We start from the raw sequence: 17,289 nt of genomic DNA, 5'->3' as shown, positions 1-17,289 counted from the left end.
AGCCACCAGGCCGGAGAGTCCCGGCCTGTGGCGGCCTCTGCCCCGAATCACCGATGTCATTCATCACGAATACATCACTGTCAACCATCGGGCAGGAACGAGGGGTTCCTCACACCGGACACGCCGCCCGGTCGAACGGGCGTGCGCCATCTGGACGCCGCCCGGACAGGCGACTTCCCCTCCTCCCGGGGCCGCCGTTGCCTGCTGAGCCGACGGGCGGGCCGGGATCGCGGCGGACGACACCGCACCGCCCGAGACCCCTCCCCCGGGGCTCCCCTACGACACGTACGACACGCCACCGCCGGTCACCGGGTGCCGCCGCTCCGTCACCGGACGAAACCGGATACGTACGGTGACGCACGACCACATCGACGCGAGGACGCCCCGGGCCGGTGCAGATCCGGCTCACGTGTCATACCCGCACACCTGGGAACCCCCGCACGAGTAGCCACTCGGAATCAGCACAGCGTGGCCCGGCTCGGTCGGGTCAGCGGGACGGATCCACTATGACCAGCGGATACATGGGTCCCGGGGACTTCGGTCGGGACCCGTTCGAAGAGTTCATCGCGCGCTTCCTCGGGCAAGCCAGGACCGGCGGCAGCGGTGGGCGCTACAGCGACCCGCGCTACTACGACTTCCTGCGGCTGATGAGTGAGCCGGCCCGGCAGCTCGTCTCCGACGCGGCGTCGTACGCGGCCGAGCACGGCAGCAACGACCTGGACACCGAGCATCTGCTGCGAGCCGCGCTCACCGCCGAGCCGACCCGCAGCATGGTGGCCAAGGCCGGTGCCGACCCCGACGCGCTCGCCGCCGAGATCGACCGCGAGGTGGGGGAAGGGCAGCCCCGCAACTCGCTCTCCGTCAGCCCCGCGGTCAAGCGGGCGCTCATGGACGCGCACGAGATCGCCCGCTCGCGCGGCGCCTCCTACATCGGTGCCGAGCATGTGCTGGTCGCGCTCGCCGCCAACCGTGACTCGACGGCGGGGCAGATCCTCAACTCGGCGCACTTCGATCCCCGCTCCGCCACCCCGCGTGGCGGGCCGGGCGCCGGCCAGGGGAGCGGGCCCGAGGCCCCCGCGCGCGGCGGCCCGGAGGCGCGGCCCAGCAACACGCCCAACCTGGACAAGTACGGTCGCGATCTGACCGAGCTGGCCCGCGAGGGCCGTATCGACCCGGTCATCGGCAGGGACGAGCAGATCGAGCAGACCGTCGAGGTCCTCGCCCGGCGGGGCAAGAACAACCCCGTGCTGATCGGCGAGGCGGGCGTGGGGAAGACCGCCATCGTGGAGGGCCTGGCCCAGCGCATCACCGACGGTGACGTGCCCGACAACCTGCTGGGCCGGCGTGTCGTCCAGCTCGACTTCGGCAGCGTCGTCGCCGGTACCCGCTACCGGGGGGACTTCGAGGAGCGGCTCACCGGCATCATCGACGAGATCCGCTCCCACACCGAGGAGCTGATCGTCTTCATCGACGAGCTGCACACCGTGGTCGGTGCGGGAGGCGGCGGGGAGAGCGGCTCGATGGACGCGAGCAACATGCTCAAGCCGCCGCTCTCCCGGGGTGAGCTGCACGTCATCGGTGCCACGACGCTGGAGGAGCACCGCCGGTACATCGAGAAGGACGCGGCGCTCGCTCGCCGTTTCCAGCCCGTGCTGGTCCCCGAGCCCACCGTGGCGGACGCCATCGAGATCCTGCGCGGACTGCGGGACCGCTACGAGGCGCACCACCAGGTGCGCTACACCGACGAGGCGCTGGTCGCGGCGGTGGAGATGTCCGACCGCTATCTGACGGGGCGCTATCTGCCCGACAAGGCCATCGACCTGCTGGACCAGGCGGGTGCCCGGGTGCGGCTGCGCACCGCGACCCGGGGTACGGATGTGCGGGCGCTGGAGCGCGAGGCCGAGCAGGTGCGCCGCGACAAGGACCAGGCGGTGGCCGCCGAGGACTACGAGCGGGCCAAGGAGCTGCGCGACCGGCTCAGCGAGCTGGAGGAGTCCATCGAGCGGGACGGACACCGGGCGGAGACCCGGCACGGGCACCGGATCGTGGAGGTGACCGTCCAGGACATCGCCGACATCATCTCCCACCAGACCGGCATCCCGGTCAGCAACCTCACCCAGGAGGAGAAGGAGCGGCTGCTGGGGCTGGAGGAGCGGCTGCAGCGGCGGGTCATCGGGCAGGACGAGGCGGTCACGGCCGTCTCCGACGCGGTGCTGCGTTCCCGCTCCGGCCTCTCCAGCCCGGACCGGCCCATCGGCAGCTTCCTCTTCCTGGGACCCACCGGGGTCGGCAAGACGGAGCTGGCCCGGGCGCTGTCCGAGGCCCTGTTCGGCACCGACGAGAAGATGGTGCGGCTGGACATGAGCGAGTACCAGGAGCGGCACACCGTCAGCCGGCTGGTGGGCGCGCCGCCCGGATACGTCGGGCACGAGGAGGCCGGGCAGCTCACCGAGACGGTGCGGCGCAACCCGTACTCACTGCTCCTGCTGGACGAGGTGGAAAAGGCGCATCCCGACGTCTTCAACATCCTGCTGCAGGTCCTGGACGACGGACGGCTGACCGACTCGCAGGGCCGCACGGTCGACTTCACCAACACGGTCATCGTCATGACCAGCAACCTGGGTTCGGAGGCCATCACCGGGCGCGGGGCGATGCTGGGCTTCGGCGGTGGCGGCGAGGAGGCCGACGAGGACGCCCGGCGGGAGCGCGTCCTGCGGCCGCTGCGTGAACACTTCCGGCCCGAGTTCCTCAACCGTATCGACGAGATCGTGGTCTTCCGGCAGCTCGACGACACCCAGCTGCGGCGGATCACCGACATGCTGCTGGAGGAGACCCGCCGCCGGGTGCACGCCCAGGACCTGGAAATCGAGTTCTCCCCCGCTGCCGTCGACTGGCTGGCCCGCCGTGGCTACCAGCCCGAGTACGGTGCCCGCCCGCTGCGCCGCACGATCCAGCGCGAGGTGGACAACCGGCTCTCCCGGATGCTGCTGGGTGGCGACCTCGAACCGCACACCAGGCTGCTGGTCGATGTGGCGGACGGGCAGCTGGAGTTCCGCAGGGAGGGACGTACCGCCGATGCCGTCAGCCGCTGACGAGGCGGAGTGGGGCCGGTACGGGGCCCGGATCGCCGGTGCGGGCGAAGGAGAGCCAGACGGCACGTACGGCCCTGCCCAGAGCCTCGATGTCCTCCCACGGTTGGTGGCCGAGCATGGGCGAGGCTCGCCAGGCGCTTCGGGAGCCGAGGAGAAGGGGCAGTTCCACACAGTGGGTGGCACCGAAGGGTGAGCCGAGCGGGCGCCAGTCGAGCCGGTAGCCGTGGACCCGGGCGCCCGCCCGCCGCAGCCGGTCGCCGAGTCGGGCGAGCGGGACCTCGTAGACCTTGCTGGTCGGCTCCGGGGTCTCGCCGCTCGCACCGGGGAAGGCGGACATGTCGTCCGCGTTCCAGCCGTACATCACCTCCAGGCCGCGGACGTTCGCCTCGAAGGTACGGCCGGGCACGGCGAGGGGATCGGCTCCGGTCACGGGGATGAAGGGTGGCTCCATGGTGCTGCCGGAGCGGCGCTGGTGGGCGGCGGCGGTGCGGCGCTGGGCGTCCAGCAGGGCGCCGTGGTCGGCCGTGCGCGGATCGGTGCCCAGGAGATCGGCGAAGAGCCGGCCGATCTTCCGCGCCTCGCCCGGGGAACGGGAGCCGATGGCCAGCGGCGGACTGTGCAGCACCGCCCTGCGGAACAGGCCGCGGGCTTCGGGCAGTTCCATCAGCAGCCGGATGGACAGGGCGCCCGCCGACTGGCCGAAGACGGTGACGTTGCCGGGATCACCGCCGTACGCGGCGATCCGGTCGCGGACCCAGCGCAGCGCTTCGAGCTGGTCGTAGAGGCCGAGGTTGCCGTCGCTGACACCGTCGAGGAAGAGGTAGCCCAGCGCGCCCAGCCGGTAGTTGACGGCGACGACCACCACGTCTCCCTGCGCGGCGAGCGCCCCACCGTCGTACCAGTCCAGCAGCCCGGCGCCGCTGGAGAAGCCGCCACCGTGGAACCAGACGAGCACGGGCCGGGCCCCGGCGTCCTCGGCGGGTGTGGTGACGGTGAGGTTCAGACAGTCCTCGCCCTGCTCGGGATGGTCGCGGGGCGGGCCCATCACCGCGTCGAGCCGGGAGGGCGGCTGGGGGCAGATCTCGCCGCTCGACGGTCGGGTGTCCTCGGCCGGCACGGGGCGCGGCCGCTCGAAGCGCTCCGCCTCGGCGTACCGGATCGGCCCCGTCCTGCGGACGGTGCTCACCGCGGTGCCGTCCATGCCTCACCTCCGGGCTCGGGGAGCGCGACCGGGCCCGGCGCGCCGTCGGGGACCAGGCGGAAGAGCGCTGCCGCACCGAGCAGGCTGACCCCGCAGATCGCCACCAGATACCAGGTGACGCCCGCGGAGCTGCCGCCGGAGTTGAGCAGCGCGGTGGAGATCATCGGCGCCAGTCCCCCACCGAGGATCGCACCCGCCTGCAGGATCAGGGAGGAGCCGGAGTACCGGACGTGGGCGGGGAAGGTGTCGGCGATGATGCCGCCTTGGACGCAGTGCGTCACGGGAATGACGAGTCCCATTCCCGCGAGTGCCACGACCGTGAGCACCGAGTTGCCGGTGTCCAGCAGTGGGAAGAAGAGCGCGCACCACACCAGGATGGCCATGGAGCCGCCGACGAACATGGTGCGCCGCCCGTGCCGGTCGGCGACGCGCGTCCACAGGGGGATGGTGGCGAACCACAGGACAGCCGCTCCGGTGACGCCGAGGATCAGAAACTGCTTGTCGTAGCCGAGGTGCTTGGTGCCGTAGGAGAGGGTGAAGACCATGAAGACATAGGCGACGGCCGAGTTCGCGACGACGGCGAGCAGCGTGAGGCCGAGCCGGGGGAAGCCGACCTTCAGGGACTCGGCGAGCGGGAAGCGGACCACGGCGTCCTGCTCCAGTACCCGGTTGAAGGACGGGGACTCGGTGACGCGGAGCCGGATGGTCAGACCGACCGCGACCAGGACGATGCTCAGCAGGAACGGGATGCGCCAGCCCCACGCGGCGAACGCGGCGTCGGGCATCGATGAGTTCGTGCCCAGGAAGATCAGGTTGGCGAGCACCAGCCCGGCCGGGGTGCCCATCTGCGGGAAGCCCGCGTACAGGTTCCGTTTGCCCGCCGGGGCGTGCTCCATGGACATCAGGGTGGCGCCTGCGCCCTCCCCGCCGAGGCCGATGCCCTGGACGATACGCAGCACGACCAGCAGGACCGGTGCCCAGAAGCCGATCGACTCGTAGGTGGGTATGACGCCGATGAGGGTCGAGCCCACGCCCATCAGCAGCAGGGAGACGACCAGGGTGGCCTTACGGCCGATGCGGTCGCCGAAGTGGCCGAAAACCAGTCCCCCGAGCGGGCGGGCGACGAAGCCGACGGCCAGCGTGCCGAATGCGGCGAGGGTGCCTGCGGCGGAGCTCAGGGAGGGGAAGAACTGCTTGTCGAAGACGAGGGCGGCTGCCGTGCCGTAGAGGAAGAAGTCGTACCACTCCAAGGTGGTGCCGGCGAGGGTGGCGACCGCCGTCCTGCCGGGCGCCGCTCTTCGGTGTCCGCCCGATTCGCCGGTGCTGTCGATGCTGTTCATGGCCGGATCCTGTTCCCGTGAGCCATGACACACAAATGCCGAATCAGGTGAGCGCTATAGCGAACTGCTTATAGCGGGTCGGGACGGCCGACCATCCGGCGGCTATTACCGTTCTGCTATAGCTGTGCGCGAAACGATCATTTGTCCGGTATGGCGTCGCCTCCCAGAGTGGTGGCCATGACGGCAGCTACAGGGCGGTGGATCCGCAACTTCGTCGACGGGCGCTTCGTGGAGCCCGACGAGAACCACAGCTTCGAGAAGACCGACCCGGCCACCGGCCTGGTCCACTCCCGCGTCCACGAGGCCGACGCGGTTCTGGTGGACCGCGCGGTGACGGCGGCCCGGAGCGCGCTGGGCACCTGGTCCGACACCGCGGTGCGGGAGCGGACCGCGCTGCTGCGGCGCGCCGCCGACCTGATCGAGGAGCGCTTCGAGGAGTTCGTCGCGGCGGAGATCGCCGACACCGGCAAGCCCGTCACCCAGGCCCGCGAACTCGATGTGGCGCGGGCCGTGGCCAACCTCCGCGCCTTCGCCGATGTGGTCGCCGCAGCGGGTCAGGAGTCGTTCCTCACCGAGCTGCCGGGCGGGCGTCGGGCTCTCAACTACGCCGTCCGCAAGCCGCTCGGCGTCGTCGCGGTCATCGTGCCGTGGAATCTGCCCCTCCTCCTGCTGACCTGGAAGGTCGCGCCGGCTCTGGCCTGCGGCAACGCCGTCGTCGTCAAGCCGAGCGACCAGACGCCCGGCACCGCCACGCTGCTCGCCCAGGTACTGGCCGACGCCGGTCTCCCGGCAGGCGCGTACAACGTCGTGCACGGGTTCGGCGGCGGCTCGGCGGGCGAGCACCTCACCACCCACCCCGGTGTCGACGGAGTCACCTTCACCGGCTCCTCCGCCACCGGCGCGCACGTCATGAGGACAGTCGCCCCTCGGGTGCGTCCCGTCTCCTTCGAACTCGGCGGCAAGAACGCCGCGCTCGTCTTCGAGGACGCCGACCTGGAGGAGACCCTCACCGGTCTCACCCGGTCGGTTTTCGCCAACACCGGGCAGGTGTGCCTGTGCACCGAGCGGGTCTATGTGCAGCGGTCGGTGTTCGCCGATGTCGCCGACGGGCTGGTGGAACGCGCCCGCGCCCTGCGTCTGGGCCGACCGCTGGCCCGGGCCACGACCACCGGGCCGCTGATCTCCCAGGCGCACCGGGAGAAGGTACGCGGCTACTTCGAGCTGGCCGAGCAGGCCGGTGCCAAGGTCCTCACCGGCGGCGGCATCCCCCAGCTCGGCGCGGAGTTGGACGGCGGCTCCTGGATCGAACCGACGCTGTGGACCGGTCTGACCAACGCCGACCGTGCCGTGCGCGAGGAGATCTTCGGCCCGGTGGCCGCGCTCATCCCCTTCGACACCGAGGACGAGGCCATCGCACTGGCCAACGACACCGACTACGGCCTCGCCTCCTGTGTATGGACCAGCGACCTGCGGCGCGGGCACCGCGTGGCGCAGGCGATGAACGTCGGCATGGCCTGGGTCAACACCTGGTTCCTGCGCGATCTGCGCTCCCCCTTCGGCGGCGTCGGGCTCTCCGGCATCGGCCGCGAAGGCGGCGCCTCCTCCCTGCACTTCTACACCGAACCGACGAATGTGTGTGTAAGCCTGTGACCGAACTGCCCCCCGACTCCCCGGCGGCCGCGCGGATCGACGCCGCCGCCGCACAGCTCACCGAAGCCCTCCGCACCCGCACCCCCTGCCCGCCGGTACGCGAACACCTGGGCGCCACCGATGTCGACGCCGCCTACGAGGTGCAGCGCCGACTCGCCACTGCCCGGACCGAGGCGGGCGCGCGCAGGGTGGGCGCCAAGATCGGGCTCACCGCGCGTGCCGTACAGCAGCAGTTCGGCGTCCACCAGCCCGACTTCGGCGTGCTGTTCGACGACATGATCCACGGCCACACCGAGCCGCTGCCGCTGGACCGGTTCCTGCAGCCGCGCGCGGAGGGGGAGATCGCCTTCGTCCTCGACCGGGACCTGGAGCAGCCGGGCGCGAGCGTCGCCGACGTGCTGCGGGCGACCGCGTTCGTACTGCCGGCCATCGAGATCGTCGACTCCCGCATCGCGGACTGGGACCTGACCTTGACCGACACCGTCGCGGACAACGCCTCCAGCGGCGCCGTCGTCCTGGGCACCACTCCCTGCGGGCTCGACGGCCGCGACCTGGCACGGGTCGGTATGACGCTGCACCGGGACGGCGAGCCCGCCTCGTTCGGCGCGGGCCATGCCTGTCTGGGCTCCCCGGTGGTGGCCGTCGTCTGGCTGGCGCGCGAACTGGCCCGCCGGGGCCGACCGCTGCGGGCGGGCGACGTGGTGATGTCCGGCGCCCTCGGCCCGATGGTGCCCGTGGACGGGCCCGGCCGGTTCCGGCTGGAGCTGGACGGAGTGGGCGAGGTCGAGGCTCTCATCGAAGAACCGGCGGAACCGGCGCAACGCGCGGAACCGGCGGGACCGGCACGCCCGGCGGCAGCAGCGGAGGAGAGGGTATGAGCACAGCGGAGAACGGCACGGTCCCCGTCGCCGTCATCGGCTCCGGCAACATCGGCACCGACCTCATGGTCAAGGTGCTACGGCACTCGCCGACGCTCCGGATGGGCGCGCTGGCCGGAATCGACCCGGCGTCCGAGGGGCTGGCCCGCGCGGCGCGGCTCAAGGTCCCGACCACGCACGAGGGCGTGGCAGGGCTGGCGGCGATGCCCGGGTTCGCCGACATCAAGGTGGTCTTCGACGCGACGTCCGCCAAGGCGCATGTGCGCAACGCCGAAGTGGCACGGCAGCACGGAAAGCTGATGATCGATCTGACCCCGGCGGCACTCGGCCCGTTCGTGGTCCCGGCGGTCAACCTGGAAGCACATCTGGAGGCCGGGAACGTCAACATGGTGACGTGCGGCGGCCAGGCCACCGTGCCCGTCGTCGCCGCCGTCTCCCGCGTCGTGCCGGTCGCCTACGGCGAGATCGTCGCCTCCATCTCCTCCCGCTCGGCGGGCCCGGGCACCAGGGCGAACATCGACGAGTTCACCGAGACCACCGCGGAGGCCATCCGTGCGGTCGGTGGCGCCGAGGCGGGAAAGGCGATCATCGTCCTCAACCCGGCCGACCCTCCCCTGGTGATGCGCGACACCGTCCACTGCCTCGTCGAGGGCCCGGTGGACAAGGCCGTACGGGAGCGGATCTCGGACTCTGTCGAGCAGATGGTGGAGACCGTACGCGCATATGTGCCGGGCTATCGACTCAAACAGGACGTGCAGTTCGACGCGGTGCCCGAAGCGCTGGTCCCCGAGCTGGGGCGCCGGGTCGGCGGAGTGCGGGTCTCGGTCTTCCTGGAGGTGCGGGGCGCCGGCCACCACCTGCCCGACTACGCCGGGAACCTCGACATCATGACCGCCGCGGCCGTCCGCACCGCCGAGCGGACCGCCGCGCTACGAGGATGGGTGAAGCCGTCATGAAGCTCTACGTCCAGGACGTGACCCTGCGGGACGGCATGCACGCCATGGGACACGCGTACACCCTCGACCAGGTGCGGGCCGTCGCCGCCGCCGTCGACCGGGCCGGGGTCGCCGCCGTGGAGGTCGCACACGGCGACGGGCTGGGGGGCTCCAGCGCCACCTACGGCTTCGGGGCGCACACCGACGAGGAGTGGATCGAGGCGGCTGCCGACGTCCTGGAGCACGCGAAGCTGACGACGCTGCTGCTCCCCGGCATCGGCACCGTCGAGCAGCTGCGCCGGGCCCATGATCTGGGGGTGCGCAGCGTCCGTGTCGCCACCCACTGCACCGAGGCCGATGTGGCGGCGCAGCACATCGCCTGCGCGCGGGAGCTGGGCATGGACGTGTCGGGCTTCTTGATGATGAGCCACCTCGACTCGCCCGCGGGCCTGGCCCGGCAGGCGGCGCTGATGGAGTCGTACGGCGCGCACTGCGTGTACGTCACCGACTCCGGCGGCCGGCTCACGATGCGGGACGTGGCCGAGCGGATCGACGCGTACCGACAGGTGCTGGACGACGCGACCGAGATCGGCATCCACGCCCACGAGAACCTGTCCCTGTCGGTCGCCAACAGCGTGACCGCCGTCGAACACGGCGCCTACCGCGTGGACGTGGCGCTGGCCGGGCAGGGCGCCGGGGCGGGCAACTGCCCGGCGGAGGCCTTCGTGGCCGTCGCCGATCTGCTCGGTTGGGAGCACGGGTGCGACCTGTTCGCGCTCCAGGACGCGGCCGACGACATCGTGCGTCCGCTGCGCAGCCGCCCAGTCCAGGTGGACCGGGAGACCCTCACGCTCGGCCATGCCGGCGTCTACTCCAGCTTCGCGCTGCACGCCGAACGCGCCGCCCGGCGCCACGGGCTCGACACCCGGGAGGTGCTGCTCGAAGTGGGCCGTCGGCAACTGGTCGGCGGCCAGGAGGACATGATCGTGGACATCGCGCTGGACCTGGCGGCGCGGCACGCGGCCGACGGCCGGACAGTGGAAGGGAGCGACCAGTGATCACGGCGGACACCGTAGAGATGCTGGCGGAACGGCTCGACGCCGCACAGACCGCGGCGGCCGACACCCCCAGCCTCGCCGACACCCACGAGTTCGGCATCGAGGACGCCTATGCGATCCAGGCCGCCCTGCTCGCCCGGCGCCGGGCCCGCGGTGAACACCTCACCGGCGTCAAGCTGGGTTTCACCAGCAGGGCCAAGATGGCGCAGATGGGGGTCAGCGACGTGATCGTCGGTCGGCTCACCGACGCCATGCGGGTCGCGGACGGCGCCGAGGTGGACCTCGCGCGCCTGATCCATCCGAAGGTCGAGCCGGAGGTCGCCTACCGGCTGTGCCGCGACGTGGAGGTGGCCGACCCGACGGTGGACATCGAGTCCTGCGTGGACGCGGTCGCTCCGGCCCTGGAGATCATCGACTCCCGGTACCGGGACTTCCGCTTCACCTACGAGGACGTCGTCGCGGACAACACCTCGGCGGCGGCGTACGCGATCGGCGCCTGGCGCCCGGCGGCCCAGGTGTCCAACCGCGCGGTGCGGCTGCTGAGCGGGACGGCGGAAGCGGTCGGCTCGACCGCCGCGACCCTCGGCTCCCCGGTGCGCGCGCTGCACGCGCTGCTCGACATGTGCCGCCGCCGGGGCATCCCGCTGCGCGCCGGGCAGGTGGTGCTCGCAGGCGCCGCCACGGCGGCGGTCCCGCTCGCCCCGGGCGTCACCAGTTGCGAGGTGGCGGGGCTGGGGACCGTCTCGGTGCGGGGGGTGGCGTGATGAACGGCGGCTCCCGCGTCGTACGGGGCAAGGCCGCTCCGCGCGGCCGCTTCCCGCATGTGAAGGTCTCCGGTGATCTGGTCTTCGTCTCCGGGACCAGCTCCCGGCGCCCCGACAACACCTTCGCCGGCGTCCGGACCGACGAGATGGGCACGACGGACCTCGACATCCGGACCCAGACCCGTGCGGTGATCGAGAACATCCGGGACATCCTCGCCGAGGTCGGTGCCGGGCTCGAAGACGTCCTGCAGCTCACCACGTATCTGGTGTCCATGAACGACTTCGGCGGCTACAACGAGGTGTACGGCGAGTTCTTCGACGAGACCGGTCCCACCCGGACCACCGTGGCGGTGCACCAGTTGCCCCACCCGCATCTGCTCATCGAGATCCAGGCCATGGCCCGGCTGCCGCGCACCGCCCCGTCCACCGCATCCGCCACCACACAGGAGCAGCCATGACCCACATCCCCGAAGTCATCGACTTCCAGGGCTGGATCGCCGAGCACGAGCACCTGCTCAAGCCGCCGGTCAACAACCGGACCATGGCGCTTGGCAAGGACTTCATCGTCCAGATCGTCGGTGGTCCCAACCAGCGCACGGACTACCACCTCGACCCGTACGAGGAGTGGTTCTACCAGGTACGCGGCGATATGCACGTCGACCTGATGACCGAGGAGGGACCGCGTACCGTGCACATCGGCCAGGGACAGGCCTGGCTGCTGCCCGGCAACGTCCCGCACTCCCCGCAGCGTCCCGACCCCGACTCGATCGGACTGGTCATCGAGCGGGTCCGTGAGGAGGGCACGCTGGAGAAGTTCCTCTGGTACTGCCCGGAGTGCTCGGCCCTCATCCACGAGGTCGAGCTCCAGGTCCGCGACATCGTGGCCGATCTGCCGCCCGTCTTCCGGGGGTTCTACGACGACGAGCGGGCCCGGGTCTGCCCGAAGTGCGGCGCCCTGCACCCCGGGAAGGGCTGACCGTGGACCAGTTGATCGACGTCCACACCCACTACGTCCCCCGGGGCTGGCCGGATCTGACGGCCCAGGCCGGTCCTGAGGCGCCGTGGCTGCGGATCGAGTCCGAGTCCGACGCGATGATCATGATGGGCTCGAAGGAGTTCCGGCGCATCCGGGCCGACTGCTGGGACGCGCAGGTCCGGCTGCGGGACATGGACGCGGACGGTGTGCAGACCCAGGTCGTCTCCCCCACCCCGGCGTTCTTCACCTACGGGCGCAGCGGCGCCCAGGCGGCGAAGGTCGCGCGGATCTTCAACGATCTGGCGCTGGAGATCACCGAACCGGCCGCCGACCGGCTGCTGCCGTTCTGCCAGGTACCGCTCCAGGATCCGGACGCCGCCTGCCGGGAGTTGGAGCGCAGCATCGCCAACGGGCACCGCGGTGTGGAGATCGGCAACCATGTGGGGGACCTCGATCTGGACAGCGCGGGAGTCGTCACCTTCCTCCAGCACTGCGCCGCGCTGGACGTGCCGGTCTTCGTGCACCCCTGGGACATGGCCAGCTCACCGCGGCTGGACCGGTGGATGGCCCAGTGGCTGACGGCCATGCCCGCGGAGACGCATCTGTCGATCCTGGCGCTGATCCTGGGCGGGGTCTTCGACCGCGTCGACGACAGCCTGAAGATCTGCTTCGCGCACGGCGGCGGGTCGTTCGCCTTCTGGCTGGGCCGGATGGAGAACGCCTGGCACGGCCGCAACGACATCATCGGCACCTCCGAGCACCCGCCGTCGCACTATCTGGGCCGCTTCTACGTGGACTCCGTCGTCTTCGACGACCGGGCGCTGCGGCTGCTGGTCGACACGGTGGGCGCGGACCGGGTGATGGTGGGCAGCGACTACCCGTACCCGCTGGGCGAGCGCCCGGTGGGTGAGGTGGTGCGCAAGAGCCCGTTCCTGGACGACGACGTCCGGCACCGGATCACCCGCGGCAACGCGGAGCGCTACCTGGGGCTGTGACCCGGCCGGCTGACGGCTTCCGTCGAAGAGCCGGGCCGGTTGTTGCGGATCAGCCGGTTGGTCGGCTCAGGATGTCTACCGTCGGCGGTGGGCCGCGGTGGGGGGAGCCCACCGCGCCCTCGGGTCGACGAAGGTGCCGGGCCGCCCGGGAGGCCGAGGCGGAGCCCGTGCCTGCGGCTGCGCCGGAGTGTGCGGCGGCCCCCGGGAGGACCCGCATCACACCAGGGCCGCTTGGGCCGCTTCACCCCGCGGAAGCGGTGAGCTGTCCGGGGAGAGCCCCACGGCACCCGGACGCCTTCCTGAGCAGGAGTGTCACAGCCGTTCGGCCAGGAACGGCAGCACAACAGCGGCCATCTCGTCCGGGACCTCCTCGGCGAGGTCGTGTCCTGCCTCGAAGACATGTGCGGTCACGTCGCGTGCCACGTTGCGCATCATCTCCTCGTTCCGGGCGCCTATGAAGGCCGAACCGCCGAGCGCCAGCACCGGGATGTCCAGCTTCTTCTGTGCGGCCTCTCGGTTCTGCTCCGCGTCCACGAGCATCGCGCGGTAGATCGCCAGCATCGCCCGGACACCCCCGGGCATGGAGTAGCAGCGCACATACTCCTCGATGGCGTCAGGAGTGGCCGTATCCGGATAGCTGCGCTCGTTCTTGATCATGTAGCTGATCAGCTCGCGCTCGTGCCCGGCGATCAGCATCTCGGGGACGTCCGGCTGGAAGTAGAAGCCCAGATGCCACAGGTGCATCCCACCGGAGACGTTGTCGACGGTGAGGGCTGTGTGCTCCTCGAAACCGAACCCGGGAAGCAGCGCCTCGGCGAAGACCAGCGCCGATACGTGGTCACGGTGGCGGGCGGCGAGTTGGTAGCCGATCACCGCTCCCCAGTCCTCGCCCAGCACTCCGTAGGTCTGATGTCCGAGACGGGTCATCAGCGCGGCGATGTCGTCGCTCATCGTCGCGGAGTCGTAGCCGTTCGCAGGACGGGCCGAGTCGCCCAGGCCGCGCAGATCCGGCGCGACGACCGTGTACCGCGCGGTGAGCTTCGGGATCAGATGCCGCCAGTGGTAGCTGGTCTTGGGCACACCGTGCAGCAGCACCAACGCCGGACCGGAGCCTCCTGTCCTGTAGTGCAGGCTCGTTCCATTGACGTTGACGCGGCCCGTGCCGAGGGCCTGCCCACTGTGGTCGAAGATCATTTCTTGCCTTTCCTTCCTTCCGTGTTGTGCGGTGGACGCGACACGCACTCTTTCAAGACTGATCAGTCTCGAAAAAAGGCATGCCTTCACCCCGCTGGCCGCAGCAGACGCGCCGCATCTCGACCCCGAGCCCCGGGCTCCGGACTCCGGGGCCCGGCGAAGAGCCTGCGGTTCAGGGCGCGCCGGAGGCGGTCAGTCGACGTCGGTGCGCGACGGGGCGCCGAGCATCGACATCGCCGACGCGATCGCCGTACGGATACGGTCGCCCTGCCCCTCACCGGCCCGCGCGAGCACCTTCAGACCGTGATTGAGCGCGGTCAGCATGGTCGCCGCCGACTTCGGATCGATACCGGGCGCCAGCTCCCCCTCGGCACGCGCCCGGAGGAGGGCCCCGTAGAGCGCCACCTCGAGGCGACCGACATTGCCCGTGGTGCGCTGCGAGATCTCGGGGTCGGCGTCACCGTGCTCCACCGTGGCATTGACCGCGAAACACCCCGCGGGCGTGCCCCCCTGCGGAGGCACCACGCTGGTCTCCAAGAGATCGCGGATCGACTCCAGCGCGGATTCGCGGGAGGCCAGGATGTCGGCCGGGGTCGGCCCTGCCGCACCGGAGAGGAAGCGGTCCAGGGCAGCCAGGTACAGCGCGTGCTTGGATCCGAAGGTTCCGTACAGACTGGCCCGCGCGATGCCCAGCTCATCCGTCAGATCGCTGGTGGATGTCCCCTCATAGCCCTTGCGCCAGAACAAGCGCATCGCCGCGTCCAGAGCGGCGTCCGGGTCGAATTCCTTGGTTCGCGCCATGCCGGGACCATACGCTTTCGAGACTGGGCAGTCAAATATTGCCCCTGTGTTGCCGCGCAGGGCGTGCACTCGGACCGGACCGGACCGGTATCGAGGCGCCGGGGTCGTCAAACCGCCCGCATCGCGGTGCGGTGCGGTGCACCAGGCCGTCCAGGATGAGGGCCAGGCCGACCTCGAACGCCGACTCGTGGTCGATCACAGGCGCTTTTCGAAGGAGGACCGCGGCGGCAGCCGGCAGCTCCCCGAGAACCCGGCGCCGACCAGCACCGCCTGAAAGCGGCCGGACGATCTCGGTGCGCAGGCCGTACGGAACCGCCTCGTACAGCGCGGCATACAGCCGGTCGCTCTCCTCCTGGCGGATTGCGGCAACAGAGCGCGGATGCGGTTCCAGTGCAGGCATTCCGCTCAAGTGACAACCGACGGATGCACAACGCCCATACCCGTCCGAACCGGCAACTCACTCATTCAGGTTGTCGGTCATGGCGGGTCTTGCCGAACGAGAAATTGCCTCTCCACGCTGAAGAGGACCACTTGCCGCATTTCCCCCGCAGTGCGGGACCCGCACATCTCGCAGGAGGAAGGGACTTACTCTCATGGACACTCCGGTCGCCGCGGCCACAAAAACCGGCCCGCTCACGAATGCGTATGTCGAGGTCAACAATCACAGCATCACCAACGTCGGGAAGTATGTCCTTACCTCGAGCGGCGCCAATGTCTTCGACATCTGCATCGTCTTCGCCGCGAACATCAACTACGACGAGCAGGAGAAGCACGCCTACCTGCACTTCAACACAAAGGTGCAGGAGACCCTCGACAACGCCGAGACGACGATCAAGCCACTCCAGGCCAAGGGAATCAAGGTCCTGCTGTCCGTTCTCGGCAACCACCAGCAGGTCGGTATCGCGAACTTTCCCGACCGGCAGGCCGCGACCGCGTTCGCAGCACAGCTGGCCAACGCCGTGACGACCTATGGCCTCGATGGCATCGACTTCGACGACGAGTATGCCGACTACCCTGCGAGCGGCCCCGGGAAGCCGAATGCCTGGTCGTTCCCGTACCTGGTCAAGGCATTGCGGGAGGCACTGCCGAACAAAACCGTCTCGCTGTACTTCATCGGGGAGGCCGCAAAAACCCTGTCCTACGACGGGATCGTCGTAGGGGAGCTTCTCGACTACGCCTGGAACCCGTGGTACGGCAGTTGGGAGGTGCCTCAGGTTCCCGGGATGTCCAAAGCGCAGCTGGCACCTGCCGCGATCGACATCCAGGCCACATCGGAGTCGACGGCAACCAGCCTGGCGGAGCGGACCATGACCGAGGGGTACGGCGTCTACAACACCTACAACCTGCCCGACAACGACGTCAGCAACTACCTCTCCTCGTTCACGAAACCGCTGTACGGCAGCGATGCCCGCCACACCGGCGGCTCGGAGGAGACACCGCCACCCCCCACCGCCTCCTAGGCCGGGGGTGCCATACCGGAGGCGGTCTCCTCCAGAGCGGCGATCAGCGCCTCGGCGGACGGGCTCAGCGTACGGGTTGCCGACAGGGTCAGCCCGACGCTGTGCCCGATCGGCTCCAGCGGGACCGGCAGCCGGGCGAGCCGGCTGTCGTCCCGGATGATCAGGCTGGGGAGCACCGCCACCACCTCGGTCTCCAGCAGAAGCTGGCGGACCGTGAGGAACGAGGTGGTCTCCACCCGGTTCTCCGGGAGTCCGAAGCCGTGCCGGGTGAACAGCTCCTCGACCTCCCGGCGCAGCGCGGTCTGCGGTCCGGGCAGGATCCACGGATACTCCATGAGTTCCGCCAGTTCGATGCCCGGCCGGTCGGCGAGCGCGTGGGAGGCACGGACCACCAGCCCGACCGACTCGTCGTAGAGCGTGCGCCGCACCATTCCCTCCCCGGAGGGTGCGGTCAGCCGGCCGACGATCAGGTCGACGCGCCCCGCCTCCAGCTCCAGCAGCAGCGCCTCGGGGGACGCCTCACGCACGATGACCGTCAGATACGGGTGCCGTTGCTTCAGCGCGGCGATGGCCCGCGGCAGCAGCACGTTCGACCCGGCCAGATGGGTGCCGACGACCACCGTCCCCCGGTCCGCCTCCGCGAGCTCCATCACATGGCGCCCCGCCTGGGTGAGCTGTGCGAGTACGGCGCGGGCGTGCTGGGTGAAGGCCTCCCCGAAGACCGTGGCCGTGATCCCGCGCGGCCCCCGCTCGAAGAGCGGCACCCCCAGGATGTCCTCCACCTCGTGCAGGCTGCGGGTGGCGGCGGGCTGTGTCACATGCAGCTCGGCGGCGGCGCCGACCACCGTTCCCTGCCGCGAGAGGGCGTCCACGAGGACCAGGTGCCGGAACTTGAGTCGGCCGTCGAGCAGGCGGGGGATCTCCACACGCCGACACTAGCGGAGC

16 protein-coding genes are annotated in these 17,289 nt (G+C 70.4%); 10 read left to right on the top strand and 6 right to left on the bottom strand.

Annotation, left to right across the window (positions count from 1 at the left end; genetic code table 11):
• The first annotated feature begins 506 nt into the window (after nucleotides 1–506).
• Entirely contained in the window at nucleotides 507–3,092 is a 2,586-nt protein-coding gene (locus JW613_RS29295; protein WP_245226462.1) for an ATP-dependent Clp protease ATP-binding subunit, read from the top strand.
• Here the strand turns inward: JW613_RS29295 and JW613_RS29290 are convergent.
• Both JW613_RS29290 and JW613_RS29285 read right to left on the bottom strand, forming a co-directional pair.
• Nucleotides 3,082–4,293: a carboxylesterase family protein gene (locus JW613_RS29290; RefSeq protein ID WP_209213895.1), complete on the bottom strand. Its 1,212-nt coding sequence runs from the start codon at nucleotides 4,291–4,293 to the stop codon at nucleotides 3,082–3,084. The genes JW613_RS29295 and JW613_RS29290 overlap by 11 nt on opposite strands.
• Nucleotides 4,275–5,633: an MFS transporter gene (locus JW613_RS29285; protein ID WP_209213894.1), complete on the bottom strand. Its 1,359-nt coding sequence runs from the start codon at nucleotides 5,631–5,633 to the stop codon at nucleotides 4,275–4,277. The genes JW613_RS29290 and JW613_RS29285 overlap by 19 nt, the downstream gene beginning before the upstream one ends.
• 177 nt (nucleotides 5,634–5,810) lie before the next feature.
• Between JW613_RS29285 and JW613_RS29280 the strand changes: the two genes are divergently transcribed.
• The 8 genes from JW613_RS29280 to JW613_RS29245 are packed head-to-tail and all read left to right on the top strand — an operon-like array spanning nucleotide 5,811 to nucleotide 12,889.
• The gene (locus JW613_RS29280) at nucleotides 5,811–7,283 is read left to right on the top strand and encodes a 2-hydroxymuconic semialdehyde dehydrogenase (protein WP_209213893.1); all 1,473 of its coding nucleotides are present in this window, start codon (nucleotides 5,811–5,813) and stop codon (nucleotides 7,281–7,283) included.
• The gene (locus JW613_RS29275; protein ID WP_209213892.1) at nucleotides 7,280–8,161 is read left to right on the top strand and encodes a 2-keto-4-pentenoate hydratase; all 882 of its coding nucleotides are present in this window, start codon (nucleotides 7,280–7,282) and stop codon (nucleotides 8,159–8,161) included. Before JW613_RS29280 ends, JW613_RS29275 begins: the two co-directional genes overlap by 4 nt.
• Entirely contained in the window at nucleotides 8,158–9,117 is a 960-nt protein-coding gene (locus JW613_RS29270) for an acetaldehyde dehydrogenase (acetylating) (protein WP_209213891.1), read from the top strand. The genes JW613_RS29275 and JW613_RS29270 overlap by 4 nt, the downstream gene beginning before the upstream one ends.
• Nucleotides 9,114–10,154 carry a 4-hydroxy-2-oxovalerate aldolase gene (gene dmpG, locus JW613_RS29265; protein WP_209213913.1) on the top strand — a complete coding sequence of 347 codons (1,041 nt, stop codon included), beginning with the start codon at nucleotides 9,114–9,116 and terminating at the stop codon, nucleotides 10,152–10,154. Before JW613_RS29270 ends, dmpG begins: the two co-directional genes overlap by 4 nt.
• A complete protein-coding gene (locus JW613_RS29260; protein WP_209213890.1) occupies nucleotides 10,151–10,918 on the top strand; it encodes a 2-keto-4-pentenoate hydratase in 768 nt (255 codons plus the stop codon). The genes dmpG and JW613_RS29260 overlap by 4 nt, the downstream gene beginning before the upstream one ends.
• Entirely contained in the window at nucleotides 10,918–11,376 is a 459-nt protein-coding gene (locus JW613_RS29255; protein ID WP_209213889.1) for a RidA family protein, read from the top strand. The genes JW613_RS29260 and JW613_RS29255 overlap by 1 nt, the downstream gene beginning before the upstream one ends.
• Nucleotides 11,373–11,894 (top strand): 3-hydroxyanthranilate 3,4-dioxygenase, encoded by a 522-nt coding sequence (locus JW613_RS29250; protein ID WP_209213888.1) that lies wholly within the window; start codon nucleotides 11,373–11,375, stop codon nucleotides 11,892–11,894. Before JW613_RS29255 ends, JW613_RS29250 begins: the two co-directional genes overlap by 4 nt.
• 2 nt (nucleotides 11,895–11,896) lie before the next feature.
• The gene (locus JW613_RS29245) at nucleotides 11,897–12,889 is read left to right on the top strand and encodes an amidohydrolase family protein (protein ID WP_209213887.1); all 993 of its coding nucleotides are present in this window, start codon (nucleotides 11,897–11,899) and stop codon (nucleotides 12,887–12,889) included.
• Between the two features lie 312 nt (nucleotides 12,890–13,201).
• On the opposite strand, the gene JW613_RS29240 is transcribed toward JW613_RS29245, so the two are convergent.
• The 3 genes from JW613_RS29240 to JW613_RS29230 form a co-directional block, all read right to left on the bottom strand.
• Nucleotides 13,202–14,083: an alpha/beta fold hydrolase gene (locus JW613_RS29240; RefSeq protein ID WP_209213886.1), complete on the bottom strand. Its 882-nt coding sequence runs from the start codon at nucleotides 14,081–14,083 to the stop codon at nucleotides 13,202–13,204.
• Nucleotides 14,084–14,275: 192 nt separating this feature from the next.
• Nucleotides 14,276–14,884, bottom strand: coding sequence for a TetR/AcrR family transcriptional regulator (locus tag JW613_RS29235; RefSeq protein ID WP_209213885.1), 609 nt, complete (start codon nucleotides 14,882–14,884; stop codon nucleotides 14,276–14,278).
• A 31-nt stretch (nucleotides 14,885–14,915) separates the two neighbouring features.
• Nucleotides 14,916–15,284, bottom strand: a complete 369-nt coding sequence (locus JW613_RS29230) for a hypothetical protein (protein WP_209213884.1) — start codon at nucleotides 15,282–15,284, stop codon at nucleotides 14,916–14,918.
• Between the two features lie 193 nt (nucleotides 15,285–15,477).
• Here JW613_RS29230 and JW613_RS29225 point away from each other — a divergent pair, with 193 nt between their 5' ends.
• Nucleotides 15,478–16,344: an endo-beta-N-acetylglucosaminidase H gene (locus JW613_RS29225; RefSeq protein WP_209213883.1), complete on the top strand. Its 867-nt coding sequence runs from the start codon at nucleotides 15,478–15,480 to the stop codon at nucleotides 16,342–16,344.
• Here JW613_RS29225 and JW613_RS29220 read toward each other — a convergent pair.
• A complete protein-coding gene (locus tag JW613_RS29220; protein WP_099885787.1) occupies nucleotides 16,341–17,270 on the bottom strand; it encodes a LysR substrate-binding domain-containing protein in 930 nt (309 codons plus the stop codon). The two genes, JW613_RS29225 and JW613_RS29220, sit on opposite strands and share 4 nt — an antisense overlap.
• Nucleotides 17,271–17,289: the final 19 nt, after the last annotated feature.

The sequence above is a fragment of the Streptomyces smyrnaeus genome (assembly GCF_017676345.1).
Classification (GTDB): Bacteria; Actinomycetota; Actinomycetes; order Streptomycetales; family Streptomycetaceae; genus Streptomyces; species Streptomyces smyrnaeus.
The sequence above is the reverse complement of the archived record's forward strand: the minus strand, read 5'-3'. Positions and strand labels throughout refer to the sequence as shown.